The following is a 24,054-nucleotide window of genomic DNA, read 5'->3' on the forward strand; positions in this document are numbered from 1 at the left end:
GGGATCTCAGAGATCTGGTGATCATGCCGGAGGGGTACCACCCGTTCCCATCCCGAACACGGAAGTTAAGACCTCCAGGGCCGATGATACTTGGGGCGCAAGCTCCTGGAAAAGCAGGTCATCGCCAGGTAAGAAGCAAAAGACTACCAAAATGGTAGTCTTTTTGCGTTAGGGTAGTTTTCTGCTCTACCGAGACAAACTCAGCGAGAACTTGACTGTGATTATTATTTCAAAGAACTGATTGAATAATTTCGATTAATATTTTAAGGGGATTTGGTAGTTTTACGCCGATTATCAACAAAAAATTTAAAGTAAACCCTATACTAAAGAGACTAATTACGACGATAAGCTCTTTTCGCTGCTTTTTCTTTAAAAGGGGAGGAACCACCGCAAAAGACAAAAGACCAAAGACAAAAACTAAAATTAAAATATAGAGAGAAAGCTTCATTTACTCTCTGCTCCTTCATCGTTAATAGATTGAATGGGTTTTTTTAAATATCCTGACCAATGTAGTTTAGAATCAACAACGACATTGACTTGAATTTTTTTAAATTCTTCACGCCAGTTTTTTTCTAATTCCGGCCATTCTTTGGGAAACCGTCTATGAACTTCCGGGCCGAATTTGAAAATGTCCACGTCCCATTTTTGAGCGTTATCTACCGCGCTATTAATTTCCGCTTTGATTACCTCAGTCATGTTATTTTCAAGTTCTGTGAAGGAGTCAGGCTTGACTAAATCTATAGCGTTCATTTGTTCTCCGAGATTTCCCTCAGCATGGACGTTGACGGTTATTACAAGATTGCCATCGACTTGCTCCGGAACGACACTACTATTGACCCTGATAATCTCAATGGCGGATTTTTTTGTCTCGTCGCCGGGAGTTGGGACAACGATAATCCCACTTTTTACATCTCCCAAGATCCATAAAATTCCCCGGGTCTCTTTTGAATCGAACCAGCCAATCATTTTATCCCGTTTTAGAATTGCCGTCCCCTCAAGCTTGAGGCTCTTTTCGTTTGATTCGTTATCATTGCTTTGGATCAGGTTAATACCCGGAATGATTGAATCGTTAGTTTTGCTGGCAAAATTTTTGAGTAAGTCGATTAATTGGGTCCTTGGAAGTTTAGAGGAGGCAAACGTAAGTTTAGCAAGCTTTTCAATGGCCTGACCCGGAATTTTTTCCTGTTCATAGTTACTTCTTATAATATCCTCTGCGTTACCTCTTGAGATAAAAACATAAGGTAATTGACGAAACTCAGAGTCCCGGCCAAAGAGATCTATTTCATCGCTAAGGCCTTCCCTGGCTAACTTTTCTGAAAGTACGTAGACTGTGTTATGGGAGAAATATGCTTTGCGATCTGTTTGCATAGAAGCATTTCGTATGGCATCAAAGACCGTTTCACCTGTGCTTGTGACGACCCAAACACTTTTTGATCCGCTGCCTTTTTCGGTGGTTGATGATTTAATGGCACTGGGCTTCAGAATCTGCAGAGAGATGCTGATTTGTCCATCGTCTGTAAGATCGACTCCTACAGCTTGAACAATAGCCAGGGTATTTAGTTCTCTTCTGTTCCAGCAGCCTGGGAGTAGAAGCAACAAAAGGATGCAGGAGATTATGGAAAGCGCTCGTTTCATACTTTGTTTTCACCTTGCTTCCTAAGCATTGCAATGGAGAGGAGGAACGTGGGAATTAAAAAAATGAAGACAATGTTAAACCAGGACTCAATTGAATAGGAGTATTCATTTAAATCTGCAATGTTACTCTGAATTGCCAATGATATGGGAAGAAGTATGGTAAGGGTCGGAAGGATAATCGCTTTATAGTTTTTTAAGCCAATAGCCTGGCTTAAGCCCATGAGAGTGATATAGTAATACAAACTAATTCTTAGAAATCCGCTTAAGATCCAAATAGCCAGATGGATTGATTCTATCCGTTCAATGAAATCTCCGATGTTTACCAAGCGAACAGCAGTGAAATAGGCAAACTGTAACAGCCGCGTTAAATCCAGCCCGAGAGTTGCCAGGACTGTTACGGTTGAAATTACCCAGAAGAAAGCCATAAGACTAAAACTGGAGAGGAACACTATTTGAGTGTTTCTTTTTTTGGCATTTAAATAAGGGAGCAGCATAGCCAGTATTAAGATCTCTGAAGTTCTTGACGCAATCAAAAAGGAGCCCATTATGATCGGCAGAATGCCCTTCTCCATGAATGGAGTAAAAACTTTTAAATCCATATCTTTAGAAAGGAAAAGAAAAATGACAATGAGCCCACCGAAAACCAATGGGGCAAAAAATTCGGCAAGTCGGGCAATAACCTCAATGCCCTTTGATACGGCATAAGCGCAGAAGGGAAAGAGGAGGAGCAGTATAAAAAGAACGGGTGTTTCCGGCATTACTGCGGTTGTAAGAAAGGCGCTCCACTGGTATAAGAACACAGAAAGGGAGTGAATAAAATATAGTACATAGACGAATCCAATAATTATGCCTGTTTTGCCAAGGATCGTCTGGCAATATTCAATCAATGATTGGGTAGGAAACCGCTTCCATAACAGATAGATCGGAGTTGTTAATAATAGGGAAGCGGGAAAACTTAAGAGTTCAGACATCCATACGTCCTGGTTTCCAGGTGGACCATTTAAAGCAGGAAAAAAGGTAATGGTGATGACGATTCTACTGATAACTACGAGAAAAATGAGTTGTTTTGAGGTAACTTTTGCATCTTCTAACATAGCTATCTCCTTTTTGGGAGAGTAATACTAATTATTGTTATGACTATCCATGGGGGGCTGGGGAATTAAAGACTCGGCCTGTCTTGTCGAGTTTTTTCCTAAATTGCGGGGTCTGAAACCCATAGACCACCATGGTGCGCGAATTATAACATCTTTTAGCCCGGAGGTACTTAAGGGTACCAGAGGGGACATGTAAGGAACGCCAAAAGATCGAAGCGAAAGCTGATGAGTAAGAAATCCTGCGAAACCAAGCATTAGCCCGTACATACCGGAAAAGCTTGATAAGATGAGAAGTACGAAACGAGTCACTGTAGTTACGTCCGTCAAGGCTGGGACGACAAAAGAGGAGATTCCTGTAAGAGCTACCACGACTACCATGGGCGCCCCGACTAACCCCGCGGAAACAGCGGCGTCTCCTATAACTAAGGCGCCGACAATACTGACGGCTTGTCCAACAGCCTTGGGTAAGCGCAGGCCGGCTTCACGCAAAATCTCATAAGCTATTTGCATGAGAAGCGCTTCGACGATCGTGGGAAAAGGGGAACCTTCATTGGCGCTGGCAATGCTCACTAAAAGAGATGTCGGCAATAATTCTTGGTGGTACGTCGTGATAGCCACATATAAGGCTGGTATAAAGGTGGAGATAAAAAAGGCTAACCAGCGCAGCCAGCGGATACACGTAGCCAGATAAGGGCGTGAGTAATAGTCCTCGCTGTTTTGAAAAGCCTCAACAAATAAATAGGGAACTGTTAAAACGAAAGGAGTTCCGTCCGTTAAAATAGCAACTCTTCCCTCCAATAACTTAGCACAAGTGATATCAGGCTTTTCGCTGTTGCCTACAGTTGGAAATAAGGAATAGGGCGCATCTTCGATAAAGGATTCAATATAACCTGATTCTAAAACGGAATCCGTTTCGATTCGGGATATTCTATCCTTAACTTCTTGGACTATCTTTTCGTTAGCAATGCCATGAAGGTAAACAAGGGAAATCTCTGTTTTTGTTTGTTTGCCCACGGTCATCATTTCGACTTTCAAATTTGCATTTTTAATTTTTCGGCGTATTAAAGATATATTAGTACCAAGGGACTCGACAAACCCTTCCCGGGGTCCCCGAACAACAGACTCAGTCCTGGGTTCTTCAACTCCTCGGGCTTCCCAGCCCCGAATGGAAGCCATAAGAACCCTGTTTGATCCATCAATGAATAAGGCCGTATCTCCCGATAAAATTCCGGTAACTGTCTCCTCAAGAGTAAGGTATTCCTGAACACTCGCAACCGGTAAGATGCTTTCTTTCACGATATCTACAGCGGATTCTTTGCCTATATTCTGGTCTAAGGACATTAGCGGTTTAATCAGGTTTTCATTAACAGAGGCTTCGTTAAAAAGACCGAAGATCATCACGGTAAAGGCACGAACAGGTTGTTCCGCTCCAATCTTGAACTCCCGAATAACAACATCACTGGCATTTTCAAAAACCTTTTGCATAGATTGAAGGTTTTCTTTTAGATCCTTGGATAAAGACATTTGCTCATTTGAAGGAGGATTTTGAGAAGGAGCCTCAGGAGGACGGCGACATTTTCTTCGTTTGCTGTTATTGATGATTTTAGTAAACATTAATCCACCTTCTCAGTTGTTTTTACATTTAAATAGCTTTTGCCTAAAGGCTTGCATTTATTACGGATTAACCAGAAAACAAAAGTCTGTGATTTTCTCAGGGGACCATCCCCTTTCGAAAAGAGTGATTGAGTGCACTTACTTTTGCTAATAGAAAAAGGGAGCTGTAACAACTTTGTCACAGCTCCTGGTCTTTTTTGCTGGGGTAAAACCATAGATAGCAAGTAATAGTAGATACGAAACGAAACTTTACTTCTTGGACCGCAAGGCTTCCTCTTTGGAAAGACCATGACCATCTCTGGAATCCATGCTTGGTTGATGATTATGAGGTGTGGGCATAGTATTTGGGTTTGGATTTTTTTCCGGCGGCATTTTTTTGATCAAGAATCGTCACTTCCTTTCGGGAGTCTTAATTAAATTGTTCCAAAGATTATTTTGTCCTTTTTAAAGAGGAATACTACTGTAATAAAAAAACAAGCAATAAAGAGATAGTCGGCAGAAACTGGCGAGGGATAGCAAGTTGGGCTAAATAATAGGCCAATAGTTGGATTGACATACTAGATATAGTATGATTAAATTTATAACATACTATATATGGGGGTGAAGCAGTGCGCTGTCCATTCTGCGGAAATGAGGACACTAAGGTTCTTGATTCTCGGCAGGTTGAAGAAGGAACAACAGTCCGAAGGCGCAGGGAATGCGATCGATGCTTGCGTCGGTTCACTACCTTCGAAAAGTTTGAGGACTCACCACTCGTGGTTGTGAAAAAGGATGGGAGACGTGATGTTTTTTCCCGTTCTAAAATGATGGCGGGTATGCTCAGAGCGTGTGAAAAACGACCGATTTCTCTGGAACAAATTGAGGAAGCAGCCTATAGCATTGAAAAAGACCTGCGTAACACCCACGAACGAGAAGTAACCAGTTCCGAAGTCGGGGAAGCAGTTTTAAAGCAGTTGTTTAGTTTGGATGAAGTTGCCTACATACGTTTTGCCTCCGTTTATCGTCAGTTTAAGGATATACAACGCTTTATGGAAGAGTTGAACGAACTTATCGAGAAGCGAGGAGCGTTAGAAAAACAGTAGAGATATGAAGGAAAGTTGGGGATTCGAGTTGAGTTTCGAAGGACAAGCACCAAAAAACTGGCCTAAGGCAAATCTAACGCCTAATGCGCGTGTCGTCTTGGAAAAGAGATATTTGAAACAGGTCAATGGACAAGTCGCCGAGACGGCCGAGGATATGTTTTACCGTGTAGCCAGTGTGATTGCCTCCATGGAAGAAGAGAAGTATGGAAAAGGCAAAAAAGAAACTCAAGCCTTGGTTAAGGATTTCTATACGATCATGGCAAACCTTGAGTTTATGCCCAATTCACCGACATTGATGAATGCGGGTCGAGATCTCGGACAACTGAGCGCGTGTTTCGTTTTACCGGTTGAAGATAGTATGGAGGAAATTTTCGACGCGATAAAAAATGCGGCGATTATTCATAAATCAGGTGGAGGAACGGGCTTTAGTTTTTCCCGTTTGCGGCCCAAAAATAGCATGGTTCGCTCAACCGGTGGTGTAGCCTCCGGCCCGGTTTCCTTCATGAAGGTGTTTAATTCTGCCACGGAAGCGGTGAAACAGGGCGGAACCCGGCGTGGAGCAAACATGGGAATTCTTCGGGTAGACCACCCGGATATTTTGGATTTTATTCAATGCAAAGAAGACAATAAAGAGATTACCAATTTCAATATTTCCGTTGGGATCACAGAAGAATTTATGCAGGCTGTCCGTGAAGGGCGCAACTATGATCTCATCGATCCCCATACGGGTGTCCAAGCCGGTCAGTTGTCCGCACCCGAAGTTTTTAATAAAATTGTTGACCATGCCTGGCAGAATGGGGAGCCCGGGATTGTTTTTCTTGACCGTTTGAATGAGGGCAATCCCACGCCTCAGCAAGGAAAAATTGAAGCGACAAATCCTTGCGGCGAACAACCCCTGCTTCCCAATGAAGCCTGCAACCTGGGCTCTATTAACCTCAAGCTAATGGTGACTGAGAAAAACGGCAAGATGGTGATAAATTGGGAGCGGCTGAGTTATGTTACTCGGTTGTCAGTGCGTTTTCTGGATAATGTTATTGATGCCAATCAGTATCCATTACAGATTATTGATGATGTGGTTAAAGGGAACCGCAAGATTGGTCTTGGAGTAATGGGTTTTGCAGATATGTTGATCTTGTTGCAAACATCTTACGCTACCGAAGAGGCTATTGAATACGCAGAAAAAGTAATGAGTTTTATTCAGACCGAAGCTCGTATCGAGTCCCAGCGCTTGGCTGAAGAGCGGGGAGCTTTTCCGAATTATGACGGTTCCATTTACGACGGGGTTATGAAGCTGCGCAATGCCACGCTGACAACGATTGCTCCGACAGGGACTATATCCATGATTTGTGCCGCCTCCAGCGGAGTAGAACCCCTTTTTGCGGTGGCTTATACAAAAACCGTTATGGATGGCACCTCGCTGGTTGAGGTAAACCCTCTCTTTGAATCTTTTGCGAAAGATTACGGTTTCTATTCCCCGGAACTTATGCGCAAGATTGCTGAAGTGGGAACGGTTCTGGGATTGCCGGAAGTCCCCAACTGGGTGCAGGAAGTCTTCACTACGGCACAGGAGATCTCTCCGGAATGGCATATCCGAATTCAAGCCGCTTTCCAGAAGTATACCGACAATGCGGTGTCCAAGACGATTAACTTTGCCAACTCCGCAACCCGGGAAGACATTGCTGAAGCCTACCGTTTAGCCGATGAACTGAACTGTAAAGGGTTAACGGTTTATCGGGATGGAAGCCGGGAGGAGCAGGTACTTTCCACCGGAACATCCCTACCGGCGGGCACTGCCGCACCTGCTCAAACTGAAACGGGTAAGGCACCGGTTCAAACAGGCTCAGAGCAGACAATTGTTCCCAGAACACCGTTTGTTCCTGAAGTGAACACTGTGATGCCCCGTCCGAGACCGACGACAACCATCGGGGTTACAGAAAAGATCAAGATCGGCTGCGGCAATCTTTATGTCAGTGTCAACGCGGATGAAAAAGGAATTTGTGAAGTGTTTACAAATACCGGCCGGGCCGGAGGTTGTTCTTCTCAATCTGAGGCTACTGCTCGCTTGATTTCCATTGCGCTGCGTTCGGGTTTGTCTGTCGACGCAATTATCGAGCAAGTGAAAGGAATCCGTTGCCCGGCCTGCATGCGGCGCGAAGGAGTCAGTGTGACTTCCTGCCCTGATGCCATTGCCCGTGTTATTAAAAAATACAACGAAGTTGGAATTAAAGTCACTGAAATTCAGACTGGCACTCAGCAAGCTATTCTAAATGCCGAACGGACAAATGCTGCCAAGCGCACAGAAAAAGCCGCCGAAAAGAAACTTCGCGTGGGCGTGGCTCCCGAAAATGCTTGCCCGGAGTGTGGCATGCCGATTAACCATGAAAGCGGTTGTGTTGTTTGCACACATTGTGGTTATTCGAAGTGCGGTTGAGTTTTGTTCACTGATAATAACTCTGTCACTAAATATTATATTAGTCGATTGAAAAACAAATAATTGTCTTAGACTAACCAAAACGCTTCTTAGCCAATAACTGAAATATTACGGTTATTGGCTTCTATTTTTTAGTATTTTAAATTTGACAAAGGGGGAGAGAATTTTGCTTGAGGACAGTGCGATAAAGCAAGAAGATACCGCTGTACAAGTAAGGCAAATGGGAAGAATGATGGCTTCTTTATTCTATCATGTGACTAAGGAAGTTATCAGCGAGCTTGGTGAAGAGCGGGGTACCGAACTTGTAAAGCGAGCTATAAAAGCCTATGGTTCCGAGCGTGGGTATCAACATCAAGAAAATGTCTTAAGAGCGGGAATCGAACATCTACCGGAGAATTACGTAGAACTGGCGGATCTCCCTCCTTTAGGGTGGGATGTAGAGAAGGTGGAGCCGGGGGAAAACAAGACTCATATAAAGATTACCTATTGTCCTTTAGCAGAGTATTGGAAGGAAAAAGGCCTTGAAAAAATAGGACGCCTTTACTGTGCCGTTGATCAGGCTAAGTATGAGGCTTTTCATCCCGAGAGCGACTATGTCCACCTTAAAAATGCTCTCGATGGCGACGGGTTCTGCGAAATGGTCTGCAGAAGAAGAAACTCAAGCTATATTAAAGCTTGAGCCGGCAAACGTTAGTTTTTTAATAAAAGGATTCTTGCAATAATATACTATACCCGGTTAATTGGAAAGATGTACAATTCATGCAAACTCATAAAGGAGCGGCATCATGAATATAACATCTTTTTTGCTATATTGCCTCATTGTTACCTTTACACCGGGACCGACCAATATTGTTATCCTGTCCGCGGTTCAGAACTTTGGAGTTAAGAAAACGATGGAGTATGTATATGGGGCGACAGTTTCTTTTGGCATATTGCTTGCTGTCTCAGCTCTATTAAACAGCGCGCTGATAACGGTAGTGCCGAAAGTTTTAAGCATCATGCAAATAATCGGGAGTTTTTATATACTGTACTTGGCTTACCAGATTTTTAAGATGGATGTATCGGAGGCGACCGTAAGTAAACCTGTCGGCTTTATAACAGGTTTGCTCATGCAGTTTGTAAACCCTAAGGTCATTTTGTTTACAATGACGGTTATTCCGAGTTTTGTTATCCCATATTACAATTCATTCTGGTCACTTTTCGTCTTTGCGGCAGTGATAACAGCGATCGGTTTTTTAGCATTTATCACATGGGTGCTTTTTGGTACAATCTTTAAAGAATTTTTGCAGAAATACCAAAGAGCTTCTAATACTATAATGGCTCTGTTTCTGGTTTATTCAGCGTTTGTGGCTTCAGGAATTGTTGGGTTATTTAGGCGGTGATTAATTACGGAGAAGTTTATTTATAAAAAAGCGGTGGAAATTACGGCGCTTTCAGCGAGTTTTACGGATTTCAAATATAAAAAGCATTGCCATGAGGAATATGCTTTAGGGGTGACGCTGCGGGGGGTTCAGCAATATAACTTATACTAATTTGCGCCTAAAAGATTAGATATTTCACAATTCTTGACTGCCATACAGCTTTGTTACAGTGTCTTACCTAAATGAGAAATGTAATATATTAAACACAAATTAGTATTAGACGGCTGTTTACAGTCATCTTATCGAAACGGTGTGATGCTCTTTAATCCCGAGCAGGCTCATGACGGGAGGTCACAGGATAGGGCAGGCATTGATTATATTATGCTCTATATTAAGCCTGAGCTGTTTATGGAGATACTTGAGAAAAAAGAAACAGTTCGTTTTTCTTCGCCTATTGTTTATAACTATGAACTTGAGCAAGGCATTTTAGATTTGGCGGACGCTATATTTAGCGATTATGATGAATCTCTGTGCAATGAATTGCTTTTATCCTTAGCGGATAATTTTTCCCAGTCGGAAATCAGTATGACTTACCAAAAGAATAACGTTCTCATCAAAAAAGCAAAGGAGATGATTTACTATAACTTAGACAAAATGTTAAGCCTTGCTGAAATTTCTAAAGAGTTCGGGATGTCCAAATTTCAGTTTATCAGGATCTTTAAAGCCAATACGGGGATTTCGCCATATCAGTATTTTTTAAATTACAAAGTAGAACGTGCCAAGCAGTTAATAGAAAAAAACCGGGATGTTTATTCGGCTGTGACAGAATGCAATTTCGTTGATTTAACCCATTTAAACAGACATTTTAAAAGCATATACGGAACAACCGCCTTTGAATATATGTCTCAGTTAAATTAAGCATTAACCGTTGAATGTTACTAAATAAGTGCGCCGGATTTAAGTGTTCGTGGGTGGGATCAACCTTCGAGCTTAAAATAGAACTCCAAAGAAATTAAGAAACGCGGCCCTATAAAGCTAATGCTTATAGAAGGCCGCGATTTAGGCAGTGGTCAATTGCTTATATCATCTCTCAAACATTTTTACTTCAAAGCCGCTAAAGCCTGTTTGTAAATATCTTGCGCATTAAAACTGTGGTCGTTGTTTGCAGGCGGGGTGCCATTTGTAGGCTTGGTTCCATTTGGAGAAGCATTTGTTCCACCGGAAGAACTTGAATTAGCGGAGGAACTTGAGTTAGCGGAAGAGCTTGAGTTGTCAGAAGGGTTTGAGGTATTGGAACTGCTCTCCGGATTGGCAGAATTATTGTTGCCGTTATGGCGGTTGCCACCGGGGCCTTGGGCCAGAAAGCTTTTTTGCTGATCCGTAAATACACCGGTGATTGCATCTGCTTTCGTCTGCAGAACATCGTCTGTTGGATTTGATGTGCTGATCAGTTCCTGCAAAATTGGTTTAATGGTGTTGGACTGTTCGCTGGTTAAAACGACTTGTTGGCTGCGTTGAAGTTGAAGAACGTCCATGGCAGCTTTAACAGCAGGATTTGCCGCCATCTGATCAGGATTTTTTTGCCCCTGGTCAGTTTGAGTTTGAGCAGATTGGTTTTGAGCAGATTGACTTTGTGTTTGCTGAGTAGAAGCAGCCTGCTGGGTTCCACAGCCGGCAATGCCAAACGCTATTAAGAAAGTAATTATGGTACCTGCTGCCATCTTTTTTGGCTTATGTAGTAGTTTATTCTTTTTTTGATTCACAGAAATCTCTCCTTAAAGGTTTTTTTCAAAGGTTAAATTACCTAGGCATTGCTTAATACCTTAGACTTGTAAAATTCCAGAAAGAGCCATGTCACCTCCAAACGATTCTTTATGCGTGGATTTTGGGAGTGTTTTCCATAAGTGTATCTCTGATAAATACTTTAATCCTGGTTCCTGAATTAAGGCTTAAAGTTAGCTGAATGTTTATTAAGCTGTTCCTGAAAATTTGCTGAAAGGAGCTGAGGGCTTTAAAGGAACAGCGAATTAATAATATTCAAACTAAGCAATACAAAAGAAGGAATTTCTAATTCGTATGTCGAATAAATTTTTTAGTAAAAGTAAAATCATAAATCAAGAGTTAAACTAATGGATTCTGCTGTTAAAATTTAAGATTTACTCAGAATATCAGGAATTCGAGCAATTAAATCAAAAAATAAAGGCCATGGAGGTCTGACCTAAAAAGGGTCACTCTATGGCCTTTTTTAACTTTAATTTTAAGGAGGATAAAACAATGTGCGAAGCTAATGCTTACTTTAAGAACAACGGCCAAGAAGTTTTGTTTATGGAGTCGGTGGATGTTATCGAGCCTTATGAAGACGGCTTAAAACTCGTGGATATTTTCGGCCGGCAAAAATTTGTGAAGGCGCAAATTAAAGACATGACGCTGCTCAACCATCGAATTGTATTAGAAGAAATAGCCGAGGCTAAAAGGGGTGCCCTAGACAAAACGGTTCAACGACTATAGCGGCTGATATAAAAGGAGGCAACCCGGATGGAACTGCCCGGTTGGTTAAACGAAACGAGTCCTGCCCTGTGTCGTTGTGGCTGCGGTGGTCGCCGGAAAGGGCACTTTATCGAGAAGACGCTGCGGGACATTATTAAGATTATACACGAGGCTGTTTTTGCCGAGGAAGTCGCCCTGCGGCAAGGGTTTCTGCAAGATTTGGATTCGCGAGTCAAAGTGGTAATGCTGATGTACTTTTTGGTCATCGTTAACCTATGTTCACAGCTTTCTTTGTTATGGGGATTTTACTTAGTGCTGCTTATAATCGCGGTGTTCTCTCGTTTGCCGTTGCGTCAAGTGGTCTTACGGGTTTGGCTGGTTATCCCATTATTTACTGGAATCATGGTGCTGCCGTCGCTCTTTAACTGGGTGCGTCCAGGTGACCCGCTTTGGGTTATAGCGAATTTTCACCATTCTCTGCGCATTGGCTTTATATCTTTGCCGCCTACTTTAGCAGTGACTAAACAGGGGCTGTGGGGTGGCGCTATGCTGGTCAGCAGGGTGGGTATCTCAGTTTCTTTAGCTGTAATTCTTACTTTAAGCACTCGTTGGATGGACTTTTTGCGTGCTCTGCGTTCCTTTTATGTACCGAAAATTTTTGTAGTAACACTTGAAATGACTTACCGCTATATATTTGTTTTAATTTCAGCTATGGAGGAAATGTTTCTGGCTCGTAAGGCCCGTGACGCCGGGCAATCAGCTGCGAAAGAACAAAGAAGATTTATAGGCTCGGCAGTGGGCGGCTTATTTGGCAAGTCATTGCAGATGAGTGAGGAAGTCTATTGGGCCATGACTGCCCGGGGATATTCCGGAGAAATACGCCTTTTGCAGCGTTCCCGCCTCGGTTGGCAGGATGTTTTAATTTTGTTGCTGGTAGTTCTGGCGGGTCTTATCATGTTTGTCGCGAACAAAGTATTGGGAGGATGAAAGGAGAGCCCCCTTTGGACATGATTTTTGACATTCATAACGTATCCTACTCGTATTTGCCCGGGCAATCTGTGCTCACCGATATAAACTTAAATATTCGCCAGGGAGAAGGCCTGGTGATTTTAGGGGCGAATGGCAGCGGCAAATCCACCTTGCTTAAAATGCTCTGCGGTCTGATTCATCCCGATTCAGGTCAAATCTATGCCTTTGGACAGGAATTAACCGAAGACGCTTTGCGCGATTCTAAGTTTCTGCAAGATTTCAGGCAACGAGTGGGTTTTGTATTTCAAAACTCGGATGCTCAGCTTTTTTCCGCCACTGTGTGGGACGAGCTGGCTTTTGCACCGTTACAGGCAGGGCTTACCAAGGCCGAGGTAAACCGGAGAGTGGATGATGTAGCGGAGCTGGTCGGTATCCGAAGCTTCTTAGACCGTGCTCCCTACAAGCTGAGCGGCGGGGAAAAGAAAAAAGTAGCCTTAGCCTGTGTGCTGACAGTCAACCCGGAGGTTTTGTTTTTGGATGAACCGACGAATGGACTTGATCCCCGCACTCAATTTTGGTTGGTTGAGTTTCTAAGTGCCCTGCAAAAGGCCGGCAAAACGGTTATCATGGCAACTCATGATTTATCAATCGTTGAAGAGCTGGCACAGCGCGTGATTGTTTTTCGTGAGGATCACACTATAGCGGCGGATGGTATACCCTTGCAGGTACTCTCCAATAGAGAACTATTGCTAGAGGTTAATTTAATTCATGAGCGGTCTCATTTCCATCTGGGTGGTAACCGGCAGCATCGTTAATCTATGATATGGTTTCGTTAGTGCTTTGGCTCTTTGCCGTTGAGGTAACAATGGGGGATTAGCAATCCGCCTGCAAGTTGACTAAATCTAATCCCCGTCTTGTTCCAGAGCTTTATAATGAGAGAAAAAAAACTCAAAATTGGCCCGGCGCTGGCGGATGTCCTCGGCATATACGCTTAGCTCTTGCCTGCCCTTCGCAGTGATAGTGTACCACTTGCGGGGCTGGCCGTTCTCCCTTGTTTCCCAATGAGTTTCTGCTGAACCGTTTTTCTCCAGCTCTTGCAAGCAGCGATAAACGTTGGCGCTGTCACTGAAACAATAAGGGAGCTCGTTTTGCAGCCGTGTTAAGAGCAGAGCTCCATAACTAGGGGCGTCTTCCAAGAAAAGGAGCAAAAAGGCCGGAGTATGTCGGCCATGTTTTTTAGGCATCAGAATTCACCTCACTTTTTAGCGGTAGGGTTTACCTAAACATACTGCTTACAGAAGTATGATGTTTACACAAGTAAACTGCTTTTAACAGTATATAGCTATTATATTAGCGCTGACCCGGAAATTAGTCAAAAAGCCTTTGAAAAGTCTAGGCAATTTAAAAACAGGGCTGGCTGGCTCTAAATTAGGCAGTACTTTGTTAGAAATTAAGGGCATTCAGAGTTTAGTTTATTTAAGTTGGGTCTTGAGCCTAAATAAGTACTATAAGCCCCCGGCTTTGCCGGGGGCTTATAGGTTAGTTTTTCTCCTATTATTCCAGAGTAATTGCAGCTACGGGACAACTATTAGCCGCGTCTTTGGTCAACCTTTCGGCACCTTGGGGAACAGGATTTATGTAAGCTTCGGCAAGCCCGAAACTATTCATTCTGAAGACTTCCGGACAAATTGCTTCACAGGAGGCACATCCTGTACAGTCAGAGTTAACGGAAGCGAACATATTTGGCGCTCCTTTCATTACTAGTTATTAAAGCTAGGATAACGTGCGGATACCTGACAGTCAAGAGCAGAGTTTTTATGAATGTAACAAGCCAAATTTATCTGCTGACTATTCCGCTCTAAGACTCCCGTTTCGGTAAGCGGTGAGTCAAGAGCGGCTAAGTCCCTGAATAAGTGCGACTAAGATTCAGATGGAGTTAAAACTCCACCTGAATTAAGTCTTCTTTATCCGGTGCTTGCTCATTAAAAATTTTTAGTGCTATAAGCTGCTATAAGCAATAGAAAGACAGGCATTGTTAAGATATTTTTTGGAATACGGTATACCATTTTTCTCTTGCTATTATCCTGTTGGTTGATTTATAATTAATTCTGTCACGGAGATTATTTCTAAAGGGGAGAAAGCAATGGACTATCGATTTTCACCTATTAAATATAATGATATGGGTCATATCCGTGATTCAGTCTTTGCCACACTGCGCAGTGCGATTCTTGAGAAAAAACTCGAGCCGGGGCAGAGGCTTGTCGAACGCAACATTGCGGAGCAGCTGGGAGTTAGCAGGACTCCCGTTCGTGAAGCGATACGACAGCTCGAATTAGAGAGGCTGGTCACGCATATTCCACGCAAAGGAGTCGTGGTCTCGGGCTTTACTAAGGAGGATATTATTGAGATTTTACTTATTCGGGCATCTTTAGAAGCACTTATATGCAGTATTGCGGCAACGAAAATAAAACCCAAAGAAGTTGAACGTTTAGCCTTGCTTGCCGGGCAGATTTCCGATGAGCAAAGCGAAGGAAATTTGAAAAAATCCAATCAGTTAAATGATACGTTTCATGAGATCATTTACAAAGCTGCTGATAGCCCGAGATTATACAGCTTATTCAGTACTTTGCGGGAGTATATCACGAAATTTACGCAAGTGGCGTATTCCAAACCCGGCCGCCCCGAAGAGGTGTGGGAAGAACACAATGAGATTATTGAAGCCTTGCGCAATCATGACAGCTCTCGAGCCGATGCCGCGGCTAAAAAACACGTGGAAAATTCCAATAAAGCTTTCTTAGAAATGACTTTTTAAAATTTTAGCGGTTAATAAAAACTAATTGTTACGGTACTTTATTCTACCCTTTTAATTGTTTTGGTATACGATATACCAAAATATTAAAATAAATATAGGGAAAACATATATCTAAAGGTTAATTCATGCTATGGTTTAAGCTAATGCCAACATTAAATAAGAGAAGGTAGGAGAGATGGCATGGGAATCTATTTCGAAATGTTCATTACGTTTTTTAAAATCGGCTGTCTGGCCTTTGGCGGTGGCTATGCTGTTATAGCCATACTGCAAAAAGAAGTTGTAGAAATAAAACAATGGGTCACTAATGATGAGTTGACAGATATTATGGCTATTTCTCAAACTCTGCCGGGCATTATATTTGTCAATTCGGCGACGATGATCGGCTATCGAAAGAAGGGACTTCTCGGTGCCTGTGTGGCCACAGTAACGTCTTGCATGCCCACTTTTTTGCTGATCCTGATTCTAACCTTTGTTATTTGGGGATTCACGGACAATCCCATAGTTCACAAAGCTTTTACAGGAATTCTTCTGGGTGTTACCGCTTTAATCATTAATTCCGTCAAAAAAACCTGGCAAACAGCCGTTAAACACTATACGGACGTGATCTTGGCTTTACTGTCCGCCGGCCTAATGCTTTTTACCAATATTAACGTCGTCCTTGTCCTGTTGTTTTTAGCGGCCCTGGGCTTTGCTAAAAATTTGTACTTTTTGACGGTGGGGGGTAAGCAAAATGAATCTCATTGAACTGTTTCTTGTCTTTTTGAAAATCGGAGCGGTTAGTTTTGGCGGCGGCTACGCCATGATTCCGTTTTTTGAAACGGAAATGGTATCCCACAACTGGGTATCCTTGACTGATTACGTTAAAGTTATTGCTATCGCCCAGGTGGTGCCAGGCCCCTTTGCTGTTGACTCTTCGTCTTATATTGGTTTCAGGGTCGCAGGCATTATTGGCGCCATTATTGCTACCACCGCTCTCTGTATTCCTTCATTTACAGCTGCGGTTATTATCACTAAATTCTACACCCAGTTTAAAAAGAACAAGTATGTTAACGCGCTTTTAGTTGGTGTTAGACCGGCTGTGCTCGGACTGCTTATCAGCGCAGCCTATATTATAGGGGTTAAGCCTTTATACCAAGGAACTCATACCTTCCTGTCGCTGACAATGCTGAAAGCACTTGTCGTGATAGTGCTAGGCTATTTGGTCTTAAATCAGAAAAAAGTCAAAGTGGGTACTTTTACATTTATTGCCGCTACAGCCATAGTGGGTATACTTTTATTCTAAGCTTCTCTGCCTCCATAGTCGGGCCGGTAAAAATAAGAAAAGCGTGCGAGACATTAATTCGCACGCTTTTCTTATCGGCTTTCAAAGATGTGACCTTTTTGTTTTTACAGATAACAATAGTTGATAAACGCTGGGAGATTAATCAATTTGCCAGTCAATCGGCGTCCTGTTCTGAGAAATCAGGAAGGCGTTGGTTTTGGAAAAGGGTTTGCTGCCGAAGAATCCTCTGTCGGCAGACAGGGGGCTGGGATGGGCGGATTCGATGATTAAGTGACGGGGATTGGTAATAAGCCTTTTCTTGGAACGGGCATTGTTGCCCCAAAGGATAAAGACCACGGGGTCTGCTTTATCATTGACTAAAGAGATAACCCGGTCTGTGAATCGTTCCCAGCCTTTGTTTTGATGAGAATTGGGTTTTCCCTCTTGGACAGTGAGTGCTGTGTTAAGGAGCAAAACTCCTTGTTCCGCCCATTTGCGAAGCGAGCCGTGACGGGGCACGGAACACCCTAGGTCCGAATGGAGCTCAGTAAAGATATTCTGAAGGGACTTCGGCAGAGGCACGCCAATATTTACTGAAAAACTGAGACCCATTCCTTGCCCGATATTAGGGTAAGGGTCTTGTCCGAGAATTACGACCTTGGTGTTTTCATAAGAAGTAAAAACTAAGGCATTGAACACGTCTTCTTTTTTCGGAAAAATACGTTTTGTCCGATACTCATTTTTGACCCATTCCAGTAATTGCAGGTAATAGTCCTGTTGTATCTCATCCTCAAGTAATCGTTTCCAATCAGCTTGAACAGCCACAATACTTACCCCTTTCTCTTAAACTCATAACTATTGTTACAAAATAACCTGAGAAAATCAAATAAAACTTTACTTAATTGTCAAAAGGATAGATTTTTTGTACAGTCAGGCCTGCATGACGCGAAGTGGCGCCACCGATCAATGAAAAAATTATTAATTTAAAGTTTGACAGTTTTCTGCCGCGGACATGCTTTATAATAGTTATGATAAGTTTGAACTTTTCTTCAGCAACTAAATTTTTGTCAGCACGAAGCATAAAGGAAGTGTGAGCATGAGAATATTACATACTTCAGATTGGCACCTTGGGCGAATGCTTGAAGGACGAAGCCGAATTGAAGAACAAATACAGTTTATTGATGAATTATGCGCGCTAGTGGAAGATGAAGCCGTGGACCTTGTTTTAATCGCGGGAGATGTTTTTGATACCGTTAATCCGCCTGCCATTGCCGAAGAACTTTTTTACGACGCCCTGAGCCGCTTGTCTGCCGGCGGCAAGCGGGCTGTGGTGGCTATTGCAGGCAATCACGACAACCCGGAGCGGCTTTGCGCGGCAAGCCCTCTTGCTGTAAGGAATGGGATTACGTTATATGGTTTGCCAAAGGATGTATTAAAACCCGACTTTTTAGTCCAGCCTAATCAGCGAAAAGTAGTTACCGCTGCGGCGGGACAAGGATGGGTCGAATTACACATCCCCAGCTGTCCGGACCCGGCTATTCTAGCTTTGCTGCCCTATCCTTCGGAGGCCCGGCTCAATGAAGTTTTGAGTGAGAGCTTGGATGAGGAAATTCTGCGCCAGGAATATTCCAAACGTGTGCAGGAATTATTCACACTCTTCAGCCGCTCTTTCCGGCCAGATGCGGTAAACCTGGCGATGAGCCACATTTTTGTGCGCGGCGGGATTCAATCCGATTCCGAGCGTCCTATTCAACTCGGCAGCGCTCCTACAGTTGAAGTCGAAGCGCTGCCCTCAAGCGCTCAATATGTGGCTCTAGGGCATTTGCACCGGGCTCAGGCGGTCAAAGGGACTTCAGCACTTACTCGGTATTCCGGTTCCCCCTTAGCCTATAGTTTTTCCGAGACAGGGTATGCCAAATCCGTAGTTTTAATTGAAGGATTTCCCAGGCAACCGGTAAAGGTCCGGGAGATTTTTCTCAGCTCGGGCCATCCTTTAGTAAAATGGCAGGCCAAAGAGGGTTTGGTCCAAGTTCAGCGCTGGCTTGACGAAGGGAGAGATCCTCAGGCCTGGATTGATTTAGAGATACATGTCACCAATGCCCTCAATTCCCAAGATATACACAATCTGCGCCGCCAGCGGGAACGGCTCCTTAACATACGTCCGGTTTTTCCTGAAACAGAAATGATTTTGTCGCAGGCGCGTTCTCAACTGCCCCTAGACGAACTTTTTCGCAAATTCTACCAGGAGAAAACCGGTGGAGCGGAACCGGATCAGGAGTTGGTCACTTTATTTTTAACGTTGATTGACCCGGATAAAAGGGGAAGCGAAGGGAATTCTTGCGCTGATCAAAGCAGTACTGCCGAATTGATGAAGACATTTAACGAGGAGGCGGAGACGGCATGAAACCTATGCGCTTGAAAATTGCCGGCTTGAATAGTTTTCGTGAAGTGCAGGAAATAGATTTCAGCAAACTCTGTGAAACAGGGGTATTTGGAATTTTCGGATCCACAGGGAGCGGGAAGTCTACGATTCTGGACGCTATTACCTTAGCTCTTTACGGAACAGTGGAGCGGGCGGTCAATAATACCCAGGGAATACTTAACCATGGTGAAGAAAAGCTTGCTGTGGAGTATATGTTTTCGTTAGCTGTGGGAACTCAAAGAATCACGTATCGCGCAGAACGCTCTTATCGCCGCTCGGGGGACCGGACGGTTAAAGCGTCAACTTGCCGGCTGGTTGAAATCAAAGAAAATACGGAAACAGTTTTGGCGTCAAAGGCCGATGAGATGACCAAAAAGATAGAAGAAATGCTAGGTTTAACGGTGGACGACTTCACCCGAGCGGTTGTCCTGCCCCAAGGAAAATTTGCCGAATTTTTGACGATAAAACCAAAAGACCGTCGCCTAATGTTAGAACGGTTGTTTTCGCTTGAAGCTTATGGACGCGATCTTACGGCCCGGCTCTCTGAGCAGCTTGACAGCACCCGATTTCACCTTAACGGTATCGAACAGCGGCTGCAGGGCTTAGGGGATGCTTCCGCAGAACAAGTTAGAATCGCTGAAGAAGAGTATCAGGCGGCAAAGATTGCTTCGGAGCAGACCCTCGGCGATTTGAATCATCTGAAACAACAGTTCGAGCAAGCTAAAGAGTTGTGGAGTTTACAGGAACAGTTACAGCATATCTCTAACCAAGAATCTCAATGGCTGACCTTGCAAGCTGAAATGAACAAAATGGCGGAACGCCTCAGTTCTGCGGAACGCGCAGAGCCTTTGCGTTCGGTTTTGGCAGATTTGGAGTTCGCTCAAGAGCGGCTGCAAGAAGCGCAAAAGCAGGCCGAAGAAGCGCAAAAGAGTCTCAAGGCAACAAGTCTGGAAAAGGAAAGCGCTGAGAAAGAATGGCTGATAAGCAACCAACAACGCCTGGAAAAAGAACCCCGCTGTCTGCGTCAGCTGGAGCAACTGGAACAGGCGAAACGCTTGGAAGAAGATATCCAAACACGCAATCAGCGCTTGCTGGACACTCGGCGCCAGTATGCCGAATTTGACCGCAAGCGTAAAGGGTTGGAACAAGCTCTGCTTGAAGTTACAGAAAAGAAAAAAACCTTTGAAAAACGCTTACAAGAGGTAAAAACAAAGCTGGGTCAGATAACGATTGATCCTGCCCAGCGCCTCCAAATTAACTCTTCGGCGCAAGCTTTGGAGACTTATGAAATGGTCTCCAAACAGGTGAGTGACCTGCAAAGAGATTGGGAGAAAAATGTTGCCGAACTGGATTCCGTACAAGCCCAGGAAAACCATGTGGCGCTAAAGGTTAAAGCGGCTCAGGAGGCCGTAGATAGTTTGAAAACTGCCCTTGCAGTCAGGCAGCAAGATCCTTCTTTACAGGAAGATATTTTGGGCAGACAAGCTCAAGACCTTGAGCGCTTGCGGCATCGAATTGCCAATATCGAACGGGCTGAAGGAGAGGAGCTTGAAGAACGCAAGCGCCTGCAAGGTATTTCTCAGGATTGTCAAGGGTCACAGGACGACTTAAACCGTAAAGAACAGGTCCAGAGCTTGCTGGCCCTGGAAATTCAAAAGTCCGGGGAATTAGTCGAACACAGGAAAGCCGCTGTCCAAGAACTGGAGCAGAGGGACCTTGCGGGCGTGCTTGTCGCTGCCTTAGCGGAGGGGAAACCCTGCCCGGTCTGTGGTTCCCCCCATCATCCTCAGCCGGCGCAAAGGTCTGGCGGCGACACTGTTACAAAGCAAGCGGCCCGGGAACTCGAACAAGCCCTTAACCATCTTCAAACACTGGAAAAGCAGGAAGCGGAGGGTGCGACAAAGCTTGCCGTAGCTCAGGCTCAGTTGGTTTCCAAACGAGAGCAGGAGGAAAAGCAGTTTAATCTTTTAGCGGACAAGCAGAAGGCTCTTGCCAAGTATAGGGAAGAGCTACCGGAATCTCTTAAAAATCAGGGGCTTTCGGCTTTGATGGCATCCTTGCAGGAGCAAGAAGGGGTTTTAGAGTCCCGTCGTCAACAATTGAATGCTTGGAAGCAAAGACAAGAGGAGACGGCAATTCACTTAGAACAGGCTCAACACACGCTTATGGGAAACGAGGAAGCCTGGCATAAACTCCGTGCCCAGATTGCCGCCGTTGGAGGAGTGGGCTCAGAGATGCAAAATCGCCTCAGTCAACTTCAGTGGGAACAATCAGAGCTCCAAGGGCGTCTAGACGATTTGCGCGGAACTGTTCCGCAGTCTGAAATTCGGGTGCTGCAAAGACAATATGCTCATTGGGATCAAACCGCGGGAAGCTTGAATCAAGAGTTAACAGAGCTGGAAAATAACATAAGAACAACAGATGAAGATCAGCAAAGGCTTATACTTGCGAAAACCTCCTGTGAACTTGAGCTCCAGAATCTTAAAACCCTGGGAAGTGAAGCGGCTCGCACTTTAGCCGAGTTGAAAATTCAATGTGACAGTTTAACGGAAGGCAAATCCGCCCAGGAACGAATCGCAGTGGTAAAACAGGAGTTAGCCCAAGTTAGCGGGAAGGAGGAACAGCGCAAGAAAGAATACGACCGGGCCAAGGAGGAATGGACCAAAGCGGAGCAAACCCTGGCAGTAAACGCTAAGGCTTTGGAGTTAGCCCAAGAGAGCAAGGAATCACTTTTGCTTAAATTAACTCAGAGCCTTAAAGCGTCCCAATTTCAGACTTTGGAAGCGGCGCAAAATGCACTTTGTGACCAGGCGGATCGTTTGAGTATGGAGCGGAAGCTTTCAAATTACCAACAGGAGGGCCTGCTTCTCCGTCAGAAAAGAGGGGAACTTGAAGAACAGCTGCAAGGGCGGAGTCTTCGCCCGGAGGAATGGTTAGCTTGGCCGGTACGGTTGCATGGGAAAGAAAAAGAGCATACCGAGGCCGTAGAACAGCGCGGCGCCACCCAACAAAGGATGGAAGAAATCAGGGAAAAGCATGAAGAATGGCTGCACCTGGAAGGTGAACGGCAAATATCCAGTCATCGTCTCGACATGTTTAAAACCTTGCAAACTGTTTTCAAAGGAAATGGGTTTGTAGAGTTTCTTGCTCAGGAACAGTTGGTGAATGTCTCCCGTGCCGCTTCAGAACGCTTGAAACAGCTGACAAATCAGCGCTATGAGCTTGAGGTTGACAGTGAAGGTGGCTTTATCATGCGGGACGATGCCAATGGTGGCGTACGTCGTCCGGTAAATAGCTTATCCGGAGGAGAAACTTTCCTGACGGCTCTTGCACTGGCCTTGGCTTTATCAACTCAAATCCAGCTGCATGGAGAATCTCCCCTTGAATTCTTCTTTTTGGATGAAGGATTTGGAACCTTGGATACCAATCTCCTGGAGACAGTGATGAACACTCTGGAAAAACTCCACGTGCAAAATGTGACCATTGGAATTATCAGCCACGTTCCGGAACTTAGAAGCCGTTTAGCCCGCCGTTTGATTGTCACTCCGGCCCAGGCCGGCGGAGCCGGCAGCAGGGTTAATTTGGAAATGGCTTAATCCTGCCGCTTGCCTTTAAAATTAGTCAATCCAAAGGGTTTTGACAAGGTTTTGAAAATTAAGAAATAGGCTTAAGAGATTCATGTTATCCGCTGACTAATCCGCTCTAAGACTCCCGCTTCGGCAAGCGGTGAGTTAAGAGCGGATTAGTCCCTGGATAGTGCGACTAAGATTCAGATGGAGTTAAAACTCCACCTGAATCAAGTCTTCTTTATCCAGTATTTAATGCTTGACTATACAATTTAAAGAAGTCATACTATTCAAAGTAAGGGACATTGGAACCCCAGTTTCTAAACGTCCTGGTAATAATGATATGAGGCGGTAAGTTGGTTCTTTGAAATCTTAATGGTGAGGAATCAATGGATGTCCCTGTAAAGGGTAAATGGCAAAAAATGGTCAGAAGGAGGACCAACAGTGACAGAAAAATATGTGCAAACACTCGAACGTTCGCTGGATGTCCTGGAGGTTCTTGCTCATGCAGAAGAACCCTTGGGAGTAACAGAAATCGGCAACCGCATTCAGCTCCATAAAAGTACGGTTCATCGGATTTTACAGACGTTATGTTACCGCGGATATGTTGAAAGGGCCAAAGAGAACGAACATTATCAATTAGGAATTAAAATTGTGGAACTGGGAATTCGCTTCTTTAACGATCTTGAAATCCGCAAAGTGGCAGCTCCTGTTCTCAATGATTTAGCCAAATTACTGAATGAAGTAGTTCATTTAGTGCTCCCCGATGACGGTGAAATCGTTTATATTGACAGAGCCGAGAGTTCTCATGTTGTCGGTATGCACTCTAAAGTGGGGCGGAGGGCTCCTATGCATTGCACCGCGGTGGGAAAAGCTATTCTTTCTACACTGCCTGAAGAAGAGGTTCGGCATATTTTAGAGACGAAAGGAATGACCCGCTACACGCCGAATACGATCATTGATCCGGAAGTGCTTTTAAAAGAGCTGCGAAGCATCAGAGAAAACAAAATTTCCGTAGAAAAAGAAGAAAATGAAATCGGAATTATCTGCTTGGGAACTCCCGTTTTTGACTATTCCGGGCGGGCCATTGGAGCAATCAGTGTTTCTGGTCCGGCAAGCAGGATCCAGGAAAAGGGCCTTGAGAGGATCGGGCAGGAAATGAAAAAAGCGGGAGAGGAAGTTTCCTCAAAACTAGGATTCAACTATTTCCAAAAGCTATGACAAACTTTTCTGATTTGGTGGTTAAATTAATTTTTCAGAAATTTGCACTTGACGATTTACGGGCTCGGGTGGATAATAGAGTCAGAAAATAGTGAAACA

General features: G+C 44.2%; 22 protein-coding genes, 1 rRNA gene and 1 pseudogene. 16 read left to right on the forward strand and 8 right to left on the reverse strand.

Going from position 1 to position 24,054, the window contains the following annotated elements; all coding sequences use genetic code 11:
- Positions 1-13: 13 nt before the first annotated feature.
- Positions 14-130 (forward strand): 5S ribosomal RNA (gene rrf / locus REC12_RS16370).
- 99 nt (positions 131-229) lie between these two features.
- Here the strand turns inward: rrf and REC12_RS16375 are convergent.
- From REC12_RS16375 to REC12_RS16390, 4 genes are read right to left on the reverse strand one after another with little or no spacing between them, the layout of a single operon-like run.
- Positions 230-448 (reverse strand): hypothetical protein, encoded by a 219-nt coding sequence (locus REC12_RS16375; protein WP_308896315.1) that lies wholly within the window; start codon positions 446-448, stop codon positions 230-232.
- Positions 445-1,635, reverse strand: a complete 1,191-nt coding sequence (locus REC12_RS16380; RefSeq protein ID WP_308896317.1) for a Ger(x)C family spore germination protein — start codon at positions 1,633-1,635, stop codon at positions 445-447. The genes REC12_RS16375 and REC12_RS16380 overlap by 4 nt, the downstream gene beginning before the upstream one ends.
- A complete protein-coding gene (locus tag REC12_RS16385; protein ID WP_308896319.1) occupies positions 1,632-2,729 on the reverse strand; it encodes a GerAB/ArcD/ProY family transporter in 1,098 nt (365 codons plus the stop codon). The genes REC12_RS16380 and REC12_RS16385 overlap by 4 nt, the downstream gene beginning before the upstream one ends.
- Positions 2,730-2,756: 27 nt before the next feature.
- Positions 2,757-4,343 (reverse strand): spore germination protein, encoded by a 1,587-nt coding sequence (locus tag REC12_RS16390; RefSeq protein WP_308896320.1) that lies wholly within the window; start codon positions 4,341-4,343, stop codon positions 2,757-2,759.
- A gap of 608 nt (positions 4,344-4,951) precedes the next feature.
- Here REC12_RS16390 and nrdR point away from each other — a divergent pair.
- From nrdR to REC12_RS16420, 6 genes and pseudogenes are all read left to right on the forward strand, one after another.
- Positions 4,952-5,425 (forward strand): transcriptional regulator NrdR, encoded by a 474-nt coding sequence (gene nrdR, locus REC12_RS16395; RefSeq protein ID WP_308896322.1) that lies wholly within the window; start codon positions 4,952-4,954, stop codon positions 5,423-5,425.
- Between the two features lie 4 nt (positions 5,426-5,429).
- Positions 5,430-7,856 (forward strand): vitamin B12-dependent ribonucleotide reductase, encoded by a 2,427-nt coding sequence (locus REC12_RS16400; RefSeq protein ID WP_308896323.1) that lies wholly within the window; start codon positions 5,430-5,432, stop codon positions 7,854-7,856.
- 166 nt (positions 7,857-8,022) lie between these two features.
- Positions 8,023-8,535 (forward strand): L-2-amino-thiazoline-4-carboxylic acid hydrolase, encoded by a 513-nt coding sequence (locus REC12_RS16405; protein WP_308896325.1) that lies wholly within the window; start codon positions 8,023-8,025, stop codon positions 8,533-8,535.
- Positions 8,536-8,641: 106 nt separating this feature from the next.
- Positions 8,642-9,238 carry a LysE family translocator gene (locus REC12_RS16410; protein ID WP_308896327.1) on the forward strand — a complete coding sequence of 199 codons (597 nt, stop codon included), beginning with the start codon at positions 8,642-8,644 and terminating at the stop codon, positions 9,236-9,238.
- A gap of 33 nt (positions 9,239-9,271) precedes the next feature.
- Positions 9,272-9,760, forward strand: a pseudogene (locus REC12_RS16415) (AraC family ligand binding domain-containing protein); the annotation flags it as partial.
- 111 nt (positions 9,761-9,871) lie between these two features.
- Complete coding sequence (locus REC12_RS16420; RefSeq protein WP_308896749.1) at positions 9,872-10,135, forward strand: helix-turn-helix domain-containing protein; 264 nt, start codon at positions 9,872-9,874, stop codon at positions 10,133-10,135.
- Between the two features lie 182 nt (positions 10,136-10,317).
- On the opposite strand, the gene REC12_RS16425 is transcribed toward REC12_RS16420, so the two are convergent.
- Positions 10,318-10,980: a hypothetical protein gene (locus tag REC12_RS16425; RefSeq protein WP_308896328.1), complete on the reverse strand. Its 663-nt coding sequence runs from the start codon at positions 10,978-10,980 to the stop codon at positions 10,318-10,320.
- Positions 10,981-11,491: 511 nt separating this feature from the next.
- Here REC12_RS16425 and REC12_RS16430 point away from each other — a divergent pair.
- The 3 genes from REC12_RS16430 to REC12_RS16440 are packed head-to-tail and all read left to right on the forward strand — an operon-like array spanning position 11,492 to position 13,488.
- Positions 11,492-11,725, forward strand: coding sequence for a CooT family nickel-binding protein (locus REC12_RS16430; RefSeq protein WP_308896330.1), 234 nt, complete (start codon positions 11,492-11,494; stop codon positions 11,723-11,725).
- A 27-nt stretch (positions 11,726-11,752) separates the two neighbouring features.
- Complete coding sequence (gene cbiQ, locus REC12_RS16435; RefSeq protein WP_308896332.1) at positions 11,753-12,691, forward strand: cobalt ECF transporter T component CbiQ; 939 nt, start codon at positions 11,753-11,755, stop codon at positions 12,689-12,691.
- On the forward strand, positions 12,688-13,488 hold the full coding sequence (locus REC12_RS16440; RefSeq protein ID WP_308896334.1) for an energy-coupling factor ABC transporter ATP-binding protein: 801 nt from the start codon (positions 12,688-12,690) through the stop codon (positions 13,486-13,488). The genes cbiQ and REC12_RS16440 overlap by 4 nt, the downstream gene beginning before the upstream one ends.
- 87 nt (positions 13,489-13,575) lie before the next feature.
- On the opposite strand, the gene REC12_RS16445 is transcribed toward REC12_RS16440, so the two are convergent.
- A complete protein-coding gene (locus REC12_RS16445; RefSeq protein ID WP_308896336.1) occupies positions 13,576-13,917 on the reverse strand; it encodes a PadR family transcriptional regulator in 342 nt (113 codons plus the stop codon).
- 310 nt (positions 13,918-14,227) lie between these two features.
- Positions 14,228-14,413 (reverse strand): ferredoxin, encoded by a 186-nt coding sequence (locus REC12_RS16450; RefSeq protein WP_308896338.1) that lies wholly within the window; start codon positions 14,411-14,413, stop codon positions 14,228-14,230.
- 403 nt (positions 14,414-14,816) lie between these two features.
- Here REC12_RS16450 and REC12_RS16455 point away from each other — a divergent pair, with 403 nt between their 5' ends.
- From REC12_RS16455 to REC12_RS16465, 3 genes are all read left to right on the forward strand, one after another.
- On the forward strand, positions 14,817-15,485 hold the full coding sequence (locus REC12_RS16455) for a GntR family transcriptional regulator (RefSeq protein WP_308896340.1): 669 nt from the start codon (positions 14,817-14,819) through the stop codon (positions 15,483-15,485).
- Positions 15,486-15,665: 180 nt separating this feature from the next.
- A complete protein-coding gene (locus tag REC12_RS16460; RefSeq protein WP_308896342.1) occupies positions 15,666-16,229 on the forward strand; it encodes a chromate transporter in 564 nt (187 codons plus the stop codon).
- Positions 16,216-16,767, forward strand: a complete 552-nt coding sequence (locus REC12_RS16465; RefSeq protein ID WP_308896344.1) for a chromate transporter — start codon at positions 16,216-16,218, stop codon at positions 16,765-16,767. Before REC12_RS16460 ends, REC12_RS16465 begins: the two co-directional genes overlap by 14 nt.
- Before the next feature lie 138 nt (positions 16,768-16,905).
- Here REC12_RS16465 and REC12_RS16470 read toward each other — a convergent pair whose 3' ends face one another.
- Positions 16,906-17,571: a uracil-DNA glycosylase gene (locus REC12_RS16470; RefSeq protein ID WP_308896345.1), complete on the reverse strand. Its 666-nt coding sequence runs from the start codon at positions 17,569-17,571 to the stop codon at positions 16,906-16,908.
- Between the two features lie 271 nt (positions 17,572-17,842).
- On the opposite strand from REC12_RS16470, the gene REC12_RS16475 reads away from it, so the two are divergent.
- The 3 genes from REC12_RS16475 (at position 17,843) to REC12_RS16485 (ending at position 23,955) form a co-directional block, all read left to right on the forward strand.
- A complete protein-coding gene (locus tag REC12_RS16475) occupies positions 17,843-19,150 on the forward strand; it encodes a metallophosphoesterase family protein (protein WP_308896348.1) in 1,308 nt (435 codons plus the stop codon).
- Positions 19,147-22,764 carry an AAA family ATPase gene (locus REC12_RS16480; protein WP_308896350.1) on the forward strand — a complete coding sequence of 1,206 codons (3,618 nt, stop codon included), beginning with the start codon at positions 19,147-19,149 and terminating at the stop codon, positions 22,762-22,764. The genes REC12_RS16475 and REC12_RS16480 overlap by 4 nt, the downstream gene beginning before the upstream one ends.
- A gap of 414 nt (positions 22,765-23,178) precedes the next feature.
- The gene (locus tag REC12_RS16485) at positions 23,179-23,955 is read left to right on the forward strand and encodes an IclR family transcriptional regulator (RefSeq protein ID WP_308896351.1); all 777 of its coding nucleotides are present in this window, start codon (positions 23,179-23,181) and stop codon (positions 23,953-23,955) included.
- Positions 23,956-24,054: the final 99 nt, after the last annotated feature.

This window comes from Candidatus Desulfosporosinus nitrosoreducens (assembly GCF_030954495.1).
Taxonomy (GTDB): Bacteria; Bacillota; Desulfitobacteriia; order Desulfitobacteriales; family Desulfitobacteriaceae; genus Desulfosporosinus; species Desulfosporosinus nitrosoreducens.